Below are 12,409 nucleotides of genomic sequence, written 5' to 3'. Positions count from 1 at the left end.
CGCTCTCCTGTCAGGTGGGTCCGGGCTGGTTGTGCGCCAGCGAGTTCAGCAGGCTGGCCCAGCGCATGTCCGTGGCTGAAAAATGTAACGCACGAAACGCAGGGTCATCTGTGGTTTCCAAAGACAAATGCAGCGCAGATGCAGGCTGAAATGCGCCCAGCCGTTCGGGCCATTCGACAAGGCAAATCGCCTCGTCAAAGGCCTGATCCAGCCCAAGTTCCAGCGCATCATGCGGGTCCGCCAGCCGGTAGAGATCCGTATGCCATAACTCGACCGTTTCCAGATCATAGGTCTGAACCAGTGTGAAACTGGGGGACGGCACATCCTCATAGCGGTCCAAAGCGGCCAGCCGGGACTGGATCAGCGCGCGGGCAAACAGGCTTTTGCCTGCACCAACCGGGCCAGAGAGCAACAGGGCATCGCCTGCACCAAGCCCTGCCCCCAGTCGCGCGGCGATTTCGGCAGTCTGTTCCGGTGAGGTACTGGTTAGTCGAAGGGTGCAGCTATTCGTCATTCCCAACTTGTGCCATGTCTGCCTGACCGCTGCCAGACCAGATTGCGCCCTGCCCCTATTCGGGAACCGGCAGGCCACTGGGCACAGCTTCAGGCACGCCCAGACGCCCTTGCAGTGCCTGCGCGTCATCCAATGCGGACAGAAACGCGATCAGCAGGTCAATTTCATCATCTTGCAAGATCACCAGCGGACGCTGCGCCATGGACCGCGCGGCGGCAGCGGAGATTTCGGCGCGCTGGTGTGCGGCCTGTATGGTCGCATAATCGTCCTCTGCGCTGGCAAGCACTGGCAAAATGGCCTGTGGCTCATAGATTGCAAGCCCCGCCACCGGGTCCAGATGGTGGTGCAGAAAGGCGCGCAAGTCAGAGAAAGCCCCCGCATGCCCCCAAGGGCCGGTTTGCATGACATTGCGCAACATCGGGGTGCGGAACGCATAGGCATCCTGCGGGTCTTGCGTGACCCCGTAGCGCCCAACATCGCGGGTATAGCCATCATCATCACGCTCCTTGCCTGGCCCGATCGGGGGCTGGCCCATCGCGTGAAACTTCTGATCGCTCAGCAACGAGCCAGAGTGACAGAACGCACAATTCGCACGCCCGAAAAACAGGCGCATGCCCTCACCCGCTTCGGACGACAAGGCAGCGACCTCGCGTAGATACTGGTCGAACGGCGTCTGATCTGCGCGAAACTCAAACTCGATAAAGGCAGCAATTGCATTTGCAATTTCGTCTATGGTCACAGGGCCGACTGCGCCGCGCCACTGCGTGAAGGCGCGGTCATATTCCGGCAGCGCATCAATGCGCGCAGCAAGCATCGCCCATGCGCCGTCATCGCCGTGGATGCGCTCTGCCGCGACCGCATCGGCAATCGGGTTTTCACCCTTCTGCCCGGCCATTTCCTCTGCCGAGAGAACCGGAAACAGGGCTTGCGCAGCCAGAAGCGAGTCGAGCGCCATGTAATCCAATGGCCCCTGAGGGGTCAGGAAAGCACCGGGGGTGCCGGGGTCCATTTCAACACGCCCATCATGGAACAGGACAGTCACATCGCGCGCGCCCAGATTCCATAGTGCAGGCGCGTTGCGCGGAATGCGCCTGCTGGCAGCATGACGGCCCACTGGTCTGCGCGCCTGCCCAAGCCCCTGCGCGCCCGCCCCCAACCCAAGCGACACACCATCGCCAGAAGCATGGCGCGGGTGGTGACATGTGGCACAGGCAACATCGCGGTTGCCCGACAGGACCGGATCAAAGAATAGCAAATGGCCGATCCGGGCAAGCTGCTCATCAGGCGCGCGGAAATCCGCATCCGTCAGGGGCGCAGGCAAACCACCCCCCGCGCCCTGTATCTGGCCGGGCGGTGCAGGCCGCGCAGCGGGCCTCGGGGCGTATAGGGGGGCATAGCTTGGGCTGACAACAGGCGGTGCAGCCACCACCTGAATTGGCGCAGGCGCGGCGGGCGCAGCTATGGTCTGTCCAGATGGCGAAAGGAACAAGTCTTGCAGCAACTGGCTGGCTTGCGGGTCGCCCGCTTGCTCCAATCTGCGCAGGGCGGAAAAGGCGGTGAAGAAATCCCCCTGCTGCATAGCTTCAAAGCCTTGGTTCAAGGTCTGCGCCCGCGCAATGGGAACCGCAAGCGCCACGATCAGGCCCGCGACAATCAGGCGGGAAACGGCGACAGCCCCCGCCTTGTTGTGAAAAATGCTTCGTGAATATCTGTTGCTGTGCATTTTGACGGAATCACTGAAATTCAACACAGAAAGTTTACCGCCAGACATGGATTTCACAAAGCCATTCCTAAAGGCTTCGCAAACCTTGGCGCGGATTTGCACAATCTGCCGCAGGAAGCGCCTCTCGTCATCCGGGGCGGGCTGGGTTAAGCAACGAAAATTCGCATGAATAACCGGAGCTGCCGATGTATATGCCTTTGCCCCTGACGCGTGATCTTGTGTTGATCGGCGGCGGGCATACGCATGCGCTGGTGCTGCATCGCTGGGCCATGCACCCTTTGCCGGGGGTGCGGCTGACGGTGATCAACCCAGACCCGGTGGCGCCCTATACTGGCATGTTGCCGGGGTTTATTGCTGGCCACTATGCGCGCGAGGAACTGGATATAGACCTTGTCCGGCTTGCGCGGCGCGCGGGCGCACGGCTGGTGCTGGGCAAGGCGCGCGGCATCGACCGCGAGGCGCGTCTGGTAAATGTGCCCGGTCGGCCCCCAATTCCCTATGACCTGGCCGCGATCGACATCGGCATCACCTCTGATCTGCCCATGATCCCCGGCTATGCGGATCACGCGGTTTCGGCCAAGCCACTTGGGCGCTATGCCCAGCAATGGGACGCGTGGCGCGCCAAGCTGGAACAGGGGGCGGTCCGCGCGCAGATAGTCGTGATCGGCGGCGGGGTCGCCGGGGTGGAACTGGCCTTGGCGATGGCCTATCGGCTGCAAGGCCGCACAGCACAGATCACCATCGTGCAATCTGGCGCATTGCTGCCCAATATCGGCGCGCAAGCGAAGGCCCGGCTGATTGGTCACCTGAAACGCTCTTCAATCACGATCCGCGAACAGGCGCAGGTGTGCGAGGTCACCCAAAAGGGCGTGACGCTGGCCGATGGAACACACATCGCGGCGAGCCTGACTCTCGGGGCGGCGGGGTCGCGGCCGCAAGACTGGCTGCGCGACACGGGGCTGGACCTTACAGACGGGTTCATCACAGTTGATCCATTCCTGCGCTCTGTCACAGATCCAGCAATTTTCGCAGTGGGCGATTGCGCGCATATGGCCCATGCGCCGCGCGCCAAGGCAGGCGTCTATGCCGTGCGTCAGGCGCCCTATCTGTTCGACAACCTGCGCGCCGCACTGGGTGTCGGGCGACTGCGCGCCTACAAGCCGCAGCGCGATTATCTGAAACTGGTGTCGCTGGGGGGCAAGACCGCGCTGGCGGACAAATGGTCGCTGCCGCTGGAAGGGCGCTGGCTTTGGGGGCTGAAAGACCGGATTGATGCCAAATTCATGGGCCAGTTCCGTGACCCGCGCCCGATGCCCCCTGCCCTGCCGCCCGCTTATGCCGTTGGGCTGGCAGAGATGCTGGGGGACAAACCCCTATGCGGCGGATGCGGCGCGAAAATGGGCGCGCAGACGCTGCGCGCCGCCCTGCCAGATGTGGCGCGCGCCGATGTCGAGGCCGGTATTGGCGATGATGCCGCAATTTTGCGTATCGGCGATGCGCGTCAGGTCATCGCAACCGACCATCTGCGCGCGCTGACAGATGACCCGTGGATGATGGCGCGGATTGCGGCCACCCACGCGCTTGGCGATATCTGGGCGATGGGCGCGCGCCCGCAAGCGGCACTGGCACAAGTGACGCTGCCGCATATGGCACCGGAATTGCAGGCCCGCACCCTGCGCGAGGTGATGGCGGGCGCGCAATCCGTGCTGGACCCTGCAGGCGTCGCGCTGATCGGCGGGCATAGCGCGATGGGGGCCGAAATGCAGTTGGGCTTTACGCTCACCGGCCTGCTGGACGGGGCCGCCACCAAAAAGGCAGGCGCGCAGCCCGGCGATGCGCTGATCCTGTGCAAGCCCTTGGGGACGGGTGTCATCATGGCAGCCGAAATGCAATGGGCCGCCCCCGGCGCTGTGGTTGCGAATGCCTTGCAGATGATGGTGCAATCCCAGGCCAAGGCGGCGGAACTGCTGGCACCACACGCCCATGCCATGACCGATGTCACCGGCTTTGGGCTGGCCGGTCATCTGGCCGAGATGCTGGCCCAAGACGGGCTGTCGGCGCAGTTGGACCTTAGTGCACTGCCGATACTGGACGGGGCCGAAGCGCTGATTGCGGCAGGGTACCATTCCAGCCTTGCCGCCGCGAACCGCGCGGCGCTGAGGGCCTTACTGGATGCAGCTGAAACACCGCGCGCGGCGCTTCTGGTTGACCCGCAGACGGCAGGCGGGTTGCTGGCCTGTGTCCCGGCCAAGCAAGCCGAAACACTTGTTGAAAAATTGCAAGCGGCAGGTTTTCAGGCTGCAACCATCGGCGAGATTACGGGCAAGGATGGGCCTCATATCGTCGCTGCGTAAGATGGCATTCGCCTCAGGTGTTTGCAGATTCAAGATATTTCAATTGCTGAAATAGCCGTTCTGCCGCGATTTTCTGCGACTTTTCCGATAAATCAGGCAGATCGAGGCTCAAGACAGGCCGTTGCCCTTTGCGCATGCGCTGATAGCTTGGGTCATAATGCGCCGCAATCAGGCTTTCGGCCAATGTCGCGAAATCACCAGTTGTTACCAACTTGTGCCACGCCTCTATCCGGGCGGCTGGCTGATAGGGGCGCAACCCTTCGATCACGGTGGCCAGCCGGTCGGGGTGCTTGGTAAAGTCGCTATAGACCCGCATGGAATAGGCCGCGCGGGCTGCGACGGGCGCATCGACACGCACACGCGGAGCCGCTTGCATGGCGTGCCACAAGGCCGGTGGCAGACGGATGTTACCGATGCGATTTGACTCTGCTTCGATCAGGACAGGGCGCGCGGGGTCCAGCGCGCAGACCGCCTGCGCCAGATGCGTTTCGAACAGTTTTTGCGACGGTTGTGGCGCCAGCCCGCCAAACAGTGACCCACGATGCCCGGCAAGCGCCTCAAGGTCCAGCACCTGTCCACCCAGCGCGGCCACATGGCCCAGAATTTCCGTCTTGGCGCTGCCGGTACCACCATCAATCAACAGGACGGGGGCCGGAAACACTCCGTCATACAAAAGCGCCTGCACTTGGCGGCGATAGCTTTTATATCCCCCCTCCAGCACCTCGACACGCCAGCCGATCTGGCGCAGGATCGTGGCGAAAGAGCCAGATCGCTGCCCCCCGCGCCAACAATAAACCAACGGCTGCCAGTCGCCGGGTTTGTCCGCCAATGGCCCGAGCAGATGCCGCGCGGCATTCTGTGCCACCAATGCCGCACCCAGCTTGCGCGCCATGAAGGGGCTGTGCTGCTTGTAGATCGTGCCGACACGGGCACGTTCCTCATCATCCAGCACCGGCAGATTGATCGCCCCGGGCAGATGATCTTCGGCAAATTCAGCAGGCGCGCGCGCATCGATAATGGTATCGAAGCGCGCGGTTTGCAGATCTTGCAACGCGTTCAGAACAAAGGCCATGCGTCCCCCCTGCCGCAGCCATGGCCGTAGCAGGTCAAAAGGTCAATCCTGCGCGCGCAGCGTCTGCGCAGGGCGCACCGCCAATGGACGCAACGCAAAGGCCAAGCCCGCCAGCAGCGTTGCGACTATACCACCGATGACAATCGCAATCGCCGAGAACGGCTCGAACTGATAGCTTGCTTCCATCACGAAGCGCATCACCGCCCAGGACGCCAGCGCGGCCGCCGCCAGCGCCACCAGCCCCGCCGCTGCCCCCATCAGCACAGAGCGCAGCGCGAAACTGGCCAGAATGCCCGCGCGCGTTGCCCCCAGGGCTTTCATCACGGCCGCTTCATAAACCCGCGCACGCTCGCCCGCCGCAGCCGCGCCGATCAGCACCACGAAGCCCGTCAGCAGCGTGGCAAGGGCGGCATAGCTGGTGGCCGTGGCCATGGTGGACAGCGCCTCGGTCACGCGCTCGGCGGCTTCGCGCACGCGAATGGCTGTGATGTTGGGGAACATGTTGGACAGGTCACGCAGGATCGCGCCCTCGGCGGCTTCCAGCGCATAGACCGTCGCAATATGGGTATGCGGCGCAGATCGCATCGGTTCTGGCGACATGATCATCACAAAGCCAATGCCCCCGGTCGAGAAATCGACCTCGCGCAGATTGGCGATTTCGGCTGTGATGTTTCGGCCCAGAATATTGACCGTGATTTCATCGCCAACGCCAATGCCCAGTTCGGCGGCCTGCTCTGCGCCGAAACTGACCAATGGCGGGCCGGAATAGTCCTCTTGCCACCAGTCGCCGGCGGTCAGGCGCGTGCCGTCGGGGATGGTCGCAGAATAGCTGATCCCACGGTCACCGCGCAGAACCCAATGACCCGCAGCAGGGTGTTCGCGCGCCGGGATACCGTTGATTTCGGACACAACGCCGCGCAACATGGGCGCTGTTTCCACACGGTCGACATTTTCATCCTCGCTCAACCGCGCCAGAAACCCCTCTAGCTGCGTATTCTGAATATCCAGAAAAAAATAGCTGGGGGCGCGGTCGGGCAGGTCCATCGTAATGGCGCGGCGCAGGTTATTGTCGATCTGTCCAACAGCTGCGAGAACCGTAAGCCCAAGACCAAGCGACAGGATAACCGCCGTGGCCCCTTCGCGCGGGTTGCCAATCGCGCCCATTGCCATGCGCAACGCGGTGCGACCGCGCAGCACACGCGACCGCGCCAGCCTGCGCGCGACAAAGCGCACCCCCAGCGCAGCAAGTGTCAGCACCGCCAAGGCCCCGATAACCCCCGCAGCCGTCGCATAGGCCAGACGCGGCACAGCAGCAAACCTCGCCGCGACCAGCACCAACCCCCCCACCAGCGCAAGCGTGACCAGCATATAGGGCCAGCGCGGCCAGCCCTTCGCGGCCTCTGCCACACCACGGAAAATTGTGGCCGCGCGGACATGTTCCGTCCGTGCCAGCGGCCAGAGGGTGAAGATAAGCGCGGTCAGTGCGCCATAAAGCGCGGCCTCGATCAGTGCGCGCGCCTGCACCGTGATTTCCAGTTCAACCGGAATCTGGTCGGCCACCAGAGGGGCCACCGCGAAGGGTACAACCGCCCCCAGCGCCAGACCCAGAACCAGACCGATCACGGTCAGCACCCCGATCTGCATCAGATACACCGCAAATATCGTGCGGCTTTCTGCGCCAAGCGTTTTGAGTGTGGCAATCACATTGGTCTTGCCGTCCAGATAGGTCCGAACAGCGGCAGAGACACCAACGCCACCAACAGCAAGCCCCGCCAACCCGACCAGCACCAGAAAGGACGAGACACGCTCGATCACGTTGCGGATCTGTGGCGCTGCATTCCGACTGTCGCGCCAGCGCACGCCTGCGCCGTCAAACTGCGTTGTGACAATGCCACGCGCCTGATCCAGCGACTGGTCGGGCAAAAGCATGCGGTAGTTCACCTCATACAGCGTGCCCGGCCCCAGCAATTCGGCATTGTCCAGCGCATCGCTGCGCACCAGCGTGCGTGGGCCAAAGCCGAAATTCGCGCCCAGCCCATCAGGTTCGCGGGTGATATGGGCGCGCAAGGTGAATTCCTGCACACCCAGCCGGAAGGTGTCGCCCATCTCCAGCCCCAAACGTTCGGCGAGGATGCGTTCCATTACCCCGCCGGGTAACCCGTCCTGCACCTCCAGCGCCTGATCCAGCGGGATGGGTGGGTCCAGCCCGACACTGCCCACCAGCGGATAGGCCGCATCCACACCTTTGACCTGCGTAACCGACCGTTCAGCCGTGTCGCCCATGCCAGCAACAGCCATGGACCGGAAATCCACGATCTCGGACACTTGCGCGGCGAACCCGTCCATCCAGTCGCGCTCCTCCGCAGTGGCGAAGCGGTAGGTCATGCGCAATTCGGCATCACCACCCAGAAGCGTGGCCCCTTCGCGCGCAAGCCCGTTATCAATCGCACCGCGTACCGACCCGACCGCGGCGATTGCGCCCACGCCCAAAGCCAGACAGGCCAGAAACACCCAGAACCCGCGCAGCCCACCGCGCAATTCGCGGCGCGCAATCTTCCATGCCACAGAGATCATTCAGCGGCCTCTTTGCGGCGTGTCTCAACGCCTGAAATGCGGCCATCGGCCAAGGTGATCACCCGGTCGCAACGCGCGGCCAGTTCGGGCGCATGGGTGACCAGCACCAGCGTCGCGCCATGGCGGTCGCGTAACCCGAATAACAAATCCATGATTGCCTGTCCGTTGGGGCCATCAAGGTTCCCGGTCGGCTCATCTGCCAGCAGGATGTCGGGGCGCGGCGCGGCGGCACGCGCCAAGGCCACACGCTGCTGCTCTCCGCCTGACATCTGGACGGGGTAATGGTCCAGCCGATGGCCAAGGCCCACGGCACGAAGTTCTTCTTCTGCACGCTCAAAAGCGTCACGTCTGCCAGCCAGTTCCAGCGGGGTTGCGACATTTTCAAGGGCAGTCATTGTCGGAATCAGGTGGAAAGACTGAAACACCACCCCCATATGTTGCCTGCGAAACCGGGCAAGTGCATCTTCGCCAAGGGCAGTCAGATCATGGCCCAGCGCCGAGACTGTTCCCGCCGTTGCACGTTCAAGCCCGCCCATGAGCATGAGGAGCGATGACTTGCCCGAGCCGGACGGCCCGATCAACCCCACGGTTTCACCCCGCGTGACATCCAGCGTGATTGCACGCAAGATATTCACTGGCCCCGCATTGCCCTGTAGGGTCAATTCCACATCCCTGAACGAGAGTACCATGTCCTTCATCCAGACTTTCCTTTTAAAAAACCATTCCCAAGCATATGGGGTTGCGTCCGCATTCGGCAACCGCTGCGCTGCGGCAATCATGTCTTTAACGCTCATTGCCGGCGGTTCTGTCGCAACTGCTGGTGAGGCGCCCATCCGGCTGGTCGCGCTTGGTGACAGCCTGACCCAAGGCTACGGCCTGCCAACCGAAGACGGTTTCGTGCCGCAACTGCAAGCCTGGCTTGATGAACAAGGCGTTGAGGTTGAGGTCATCAATGCAGGCGTGTCCGGCGATACGACCGCTGGCGGGCTGGCGCGGATGGACTGGACCTTGTCCGAACCGGTCGATGCGATGCTTGTCACCTTAGGCGGCAATGACCTGTTGCGCGGCCTGAACCCGTCCGCCAGCAAGGAAAACCTCAGCGGCATTTTGGCGCGGCTGGAACTCGAGGGGATACCCGCGATGCTGGCCGGCCTGCCCGCCCCCGGCAATTACGGGCCGGAATTTCAACTGGCATTCGAGCGTATGTATGTCGACCTGTCTGGGCAGTACAATGTCCCGCTTTACCCCAATTTCATGCAGCCAATGACGGATAAGGCAGATGCAGGGGCCAGTTTCGCAGACCTGATGCAGGACGATCACATCCACCCCAATGCCGAAGGGGTCGCCCTGATCGTCGAAGGGATCGGCCCGCAGGTGCTGGATTTCCTGCGCGGGCTGGATGCACAACCGTCCTGACGGGTGCTTTTCCACACAGTTGTGGTCCGTAACGCTTCTTGCTATGGGCCAACAGTAAAACAACCTTATGACAGGGTTGCTTAGACCAATTCGGTCGAGGCGGCGATAGCAGGCGGATGTACAATGGCAAGACAGAACTACATTTTCACTTCTGAATCCGTGTCCGAAGGACACCCCGACAAGGTTTGCGACCGCATTTCGGACGCGGTGCTTGACGCGCTTCTTGCCGAAGAAGAAACCGCGCGCGTTGCTTGCGAAACTTTTGCCACCTCTTCGCTGGTTGTCATTGGCGGAGAGGTCGGCCTGTCCGACCCGGAACGGCTGAAGGACTACATGGGGCGCATCCCGCAAATCGCGCGCGACTGCATCCGCGATATCGGCTATGAACAAGACAAGTTTCACTGGAACACCTGCCATGTTCTGAACTTCCTGCATGAACAATCTGCCCATATCTGGCAGGGCGTATCGCAGGATGGCGCTGGCGATCAGGGGATCATGTTCGGCTATGCCGTGGATGAAACACCCGAACTGATGCCCGCGCCGATCCAGTATTCACATCAGATTCTCAAACGTCTGGCTGAGGTGCGCAAATCCGGGGCCGAACCGACATTGCGCCCCGATGCAAAGACCCAGTTGTCCTTGCGCTATGAGGGCGGCAAGCCGGTAGAGGTGACACAGCTTGTGCTATCCACGCAGCATGCCAGCGAGGATCAGAAACCTGACGATATCCGCGCGATTGTCGAACCCTATATCCGGGAAGTGCTGCCTGCCGACTGGCTGACCGAAAATACCGAATGGTGGGTCAACCCGACAGGCACATTTGTGATCGGCGGCCCTGATGGCGATGCCGGACTGACCGGGCGCAAGATCATCGTCGATACATACGGGGGTTCGGCCCCGCATGGAGGGGGTGCTTTTTCGGGCAAAGACCCGACGAAGGTTGACCGCTCTGCCGCCTATGCCGCGCGCTATCTGGCCAAAAACGTGGTCGCAGCAGGCATGGCAAAGCGCTGCACCTTGCAGATTTCCTACGCCATCGGGGTGGCCAAGCCGTTGTCGATCTATGTCGATACACATGGCACCGGGCTGGTTGATGATGAAGCGATTGAACGCGCTGTTGCGCGGGTCATGGACCTGACGCCGCGCGGCATTCGCGAGCATCTGGGCCTGAACCGGCCAATCTATGCGCGCACGGCAGCCTATGGCCATTTTGGCCGCGCCCCCGAAGCAGATGGCGGCTTCTCATGGGAACGCACAGACCTGATTGATGCTTTGAAAAAAGAAGTCTGAGTGACAGGGGGGCTTTACCACTTCTGGCAAAGCCGCTTTCATCTGAACTGAACACAGCGTGTCTGGCAAAACCGCCGACACGCTGTCTTTATTTTTGGATTTGCCCCTGCTTAGGGGTTCGTGGCGCAATCGCCTTTCAGGCCAAGCTTACGAAACACCATCGCGGCGGGGCACAGCCCTGTAAAGGCAGACTGGAACATGTTCAGCCCGATGAACACGGTGAACCAGATAAAGAGTGGCGAGACGAATGTGGTCAGCAAAACGCTGATCAGCACCATCACACCGGCAAAGGCAAGGACTGCACGATCGACTGTCATGGGGATTCTCCAATATATAACCTGATTCATACTCGCATGGCCCAACATGTAATTCAAGCATATGAATGTTTGATTTCCAATCGCGGCAACACCTTTCACGCGCTCGTGACTTCCCTTCCAGCTACCGGAGCCTTCTAGAACGCTGCCGACATAAAGGAGGAACGTCACATGAAGCCAATTGCTCTTGCCATCAGCCTTGTCATTGCTGCTGGGGTCGGTGCTGGCGGCTATGCTATTGCATCCAGTCACGGTCACATGGATCACAGCCAAATGGACCATGATGATCATGCAGGCCATCAGCATGAAAGCGCCCAGAGCGCGGATCTGCCCGCCTCAACTCGTGCCTATATGGAAGCCAATGACGCTATGCATAGCGACATGATGATCGAATTCACAGGCGATGCCGATGTCGATTTCATTCGTGGCATGATTCCGCATCATGAAGGGGCCGTTGTTATGGCCGAAATCGTGCTGGAACACGGTTCAGACCCGGAAGTGGCCGAATTGGCGCGTGAAATTATCGCCGCACAGCAAGAAGAGATTGAGTGGATGCGTGCCTGGCTAGAAGCGCGCGGCCACTGAAAATGTCGGGCGCATGACGCCCGACATTCGGCACTCTAGCGCGCGCGTCGGGTCAGGTGCCATGCGCGCGCATCAGCGCATTGATTTCTTTAATATGAAAGGCCAGCATCGCATTTGCCTCGATGCTCTGCCCGGTGTTTCGAGCGTCTTCATAGCCATCAAGAACATGCTTTTCGCCTTCTGCAACGCGGTCCATCACGTTGTCGGACACGTCCTCAAACCAGGACCGTATCTCGATCAGAGAGCTGTTCACTGTGCCGAAAAATGACCCGTCTTCGCCGGGCTCGCGCCCTTGTTTGCGAAGATGCTCGGCCAACTCGCGCTCGTGTTTCTGATGGGTTGCAAGAAACGCATCAGATACCGGTTTGAACTCCGGCTCTGCCTTTTGCGACAGCTTCTTGAAACCAGCGATTGTATCGAGCACGCGAGTGTGCACTTCAGCAATCTTGTCAATCGGGTCACCATTCCCCGGATCTTGCTGCACTCCGGGCGAAGTTTCGATCGGCTCACCGGCATCTGGTGCCAGCTTTGGGTTTAAATGCTTGATATCTTTGGGGTCCATAACAC

The 12,409-nt window shown here is 61.2% G+C and carries 11 protein-coding genes; 4 read left to right on the top strand and 7 right to left on the bottom strand.

Annotated elements, in window-relative coordinates; genetic code table 11:
• Positions 1 to 10: 10 nt before the first annotated feature.
• Positions 11 to 514 carry a tRNA (adenosine(37)-N6)-threonylcarbamoyltransferase complex ATPase subunit type 1 TsaE gene (tsaE, locus tag EV660_RS02510; protein WP_071481534.1) on the bottom strand — a complete coding sequence of 168 codons (504 nt, stop codon included), beginning with the start codon at positions 512 to 514 and terminating at the stop codon, positions 11 to 13.
• 55 nt (positions 515 to 569) lie between these two features.
• Entirely contained in the window at positions 570 to 2,237 is a 1,668-nt protein-coding gene (locus EV660_RS02505) for a cytochrome-c peroxidase (RefSeq protein WP_232727305.1), read from the bottom strand.
• A gap of 185 nt (positions 2,238 to 2,422) precedes the next feature.
• Here EV660_RS02505 and selD point away from each other — a divergent pair, with 185 nt between their 5' ends.
• Positions 2,423 to 4,591 carry a selenide, water dikinase SelD gene (gene selD, locus EV660_RS02500; RefSeq protein WP_071481535.1) on the top strand — a complete coding sequence of 723 codons (2,169 nt, stop codon included), beginning with the start codon at positions 2,423 to 2,425 and terminating at the stop codon, positions 4,589 to 4,591.
• A gap of 13 nt (positions 4,592 to 4,604) precedes the next feature.
• On the opposite strand, the gene mnmH is transcribed toward selD, so the two are convergent.
• The 3 genes from mnmH to EV660_RS02485 are packed head-to-tail and all read right to left on the bottom strand — an operon-like array spanning position 4,605 to position 8,935.
• Positions 4,605 to 5,663 carry a tRNA 2-selenouridine(34) synthase MnmH gene (mnmH, locus tag EV660_RS02495; RefSeq protein WP_071481536.1) on the bottom strand — a complete coding sequence of 353 codons (1,059 nt, stop codon included), beginning with the start codon at positions 5,661 to 5,663 and terminating at the stop codon, positions 4,605 to 4,607.
• Positions 5,664 to 5,705: 42 nt separating this feature from the next.
• The gene (locus EV660_RS02490; protein ID WP_071481537.1) at positions 5,706 to 8,237 is read right to left on the bottom strand and encodes an ABC transporter permease; all 2,532 of its coding nucleotides are present in this window, start codon (positions 8,235 to 8,237) and stop codon (positions 5,706 to 5,708) included.
• The gene (locus EV660_RS02485; protein WP_071482288.1) at positions 8,234 to 8,935 is read right to left on the bottom strand and encodes an ABC transporter ATP-binding protein; all 702 of its coding nucleotides are present in this window, start codon (positions 8,933 to 8,935) and stop codon (positions 8,234 to 8,236) included. Before EV660_RS02485 ends, EV660_RS02490 begins: the two co-directional genes overlap by 4 nt.
• A 79-nt stretch (positions 8,936 to 9,014) precedes the next feature.
• On the opposite strand from EV660_RS02485, the gene EV660_RS02480 reads away from it, so the two are divergent.
• Both EV660_RS02480 and metK read left to right on the top strand, forming a co-directional pair.
• Complete coding sequence (locus EV660_RS02480; protein WP_071481538.1) at positions 9,015 to 9,653, top strand: arylesterase; 639 nt, start codon at positions 9,015 to 9,017, stop codon at positions 9,651 to 9,653.
• Between the two features lie 123 nt (positions 9,654 to 9,776).
• Positions 9,777 to 10,943 (top strand): methionine adenosyltransferase, encoded by a 1,167-nt coding sequence (gene metK, locus EV660_RS02475; protein WP_071481539.1) that lies wholly within the window; start codon positions 9,777 to 9,779, stop codon positions 10,941 to 10,943.
• Positions 10,944 to 11,053: 110 nt separating this feature from the next.
• On the opposite strand, the gene EV660_RS02470 is transcribed toward metK, so the two are convergent.
• A complete protein-coding gene (locus EV660_RS02470) occupies positions 11,054 to 11,260 on the bottom strand; it encodes a YgaP family membrane protein (protein ID WP_071481540.1) in 207 nt (68 codons plus the stop codon).
• Between the two features lie 270 nt (positions 11,261 to 11,530).
• Here EV660_RS02470 and copM point away from each other — a divergent pair, with 270 nt between their 5' ends.
• Complete coding sequence (gene copM / locus EV660_RS02465; RefSeq protein ID WP_375781710.1) at positions 11,531 to 11,842, top strand: CopM family metallochaperone; 312 nt, start codon at positions 11,531 to 11,533, stop codon at positions 11,840 to 11,842.
• Between the two features lie 52 nt (positions 11,843 to 11,894).
• Here the strand turns inward: copM and EV660_RS02460 are convergent, their stop codons facing one another.
• Positions 11,895 to 12,404: a DUF2383 domain-containing protein gene (locus EV660_RS02460; RefSeq protein ID WP_071481542.1), complete on the bottom strand. Its 510-nt coding sequence runs from the start codon at positions 12,402 to 12,404 to the stop codon at positions 11,895 to 11,897.
• Positions 12,405 to 12,409: the final 5 nt, after the last annotated feature.

The organism is Roseinatronobacter bogoriensis DSM 18756 (assembly GCF_004366635.1).
Taxonomy (GTDB): domain Bacteria; phylum Pseudomonadota; class Alphaproteobacteria; order Rhodobacterales; family Rhodobacteraceae; genus Roseinatronobacter; species Roseinatronobacter bogoriensis.
This window is presented reverse-complemented; position numbering and strand designations above follow the sequence as displayed.

What these genes read in the sequence shown, in the direction of transcription:
- mnmH (WP_071481536.1), bottom strand. Translation starts at nt 5,663, where the DNA reads ATGGCCTTTGTTCTGAACGCGTTGCAAGATCTGCAAACCGCGCGCTTC.
- EV660_RS02490 (WP_071481537.1), bottom strand. Translation starts at nt 8,237, where the DNA reads ATGATCTCTGTGGCATGGAAGATTGCGCGCCGCGAATTGCGCGGTGGG.
- EV660_RS02480 (WP_071481538.1), top strand. Translation starts at nt 9,015, where the DNA reads ATGTCTTTAACGCTCATTGCCGGCGGTTCTGTCGCAACTGCTGGTGAG.
- tsaE (WP_071481534.1), bottom strand. Translation starts at nt 514, where the DNA reads ATGACGAATAGCTGCACCCTTCGACTAACCAGTACCTCACCGGAACAG.
- metK (WP_071481539.1), top strand. Translation starts at nt 9,777, where the DNA reads ATGGCAAGACAGAACTACATTTTCACTTCTGAATCCGTGTCCGAAGGA.
- EV660_RS02505 (WP_232727305.1), bottom strand. Translation starts at nt 2,237, where the DNA reads ATGCACAGCAACAGATATTCACGAAGCATTTTTCACAACAAGGCGGGG.
- selD (WP_071481535.1), top strand. Translation starts at nt 2,423, where the DNA reads ATGTATATGCCTTTGCCCCTGACGCGTGATCTTGTGTTGATCGGCGGC.
- copM (WP_375781710.1), top strand. Translation starts at nt 11,531, where the DNA reads ATGGACCATGATGATCATGCAGGCCATCAGCATGAAAGCGCCCAGAGC.
- EV660_RS02470 (WP_071481540.1), bottom strand. Translation starts at nt 11,260, where the DNA reads ATGACAGTCGATCGTGCAGTCCTTGCCTTTGCCGGTGTGATGGTGCTG.
- EV660_RS02485 (WP_071482288.1), bottom strand. Translation starts at nt 8,935, where the DNA reads ATGAAGGACATGGTACTCTCGTTCAGGGATGTGGAATTGACCCTACAG.
- EV660_RS02460 (WP_071481542.1), bottom strand. Translation starts at nt 12,404, where the DNA reads ATGGACCCCAAAGATATCAAGCATTTAAACCCAAAGCTGGCACCAGAT.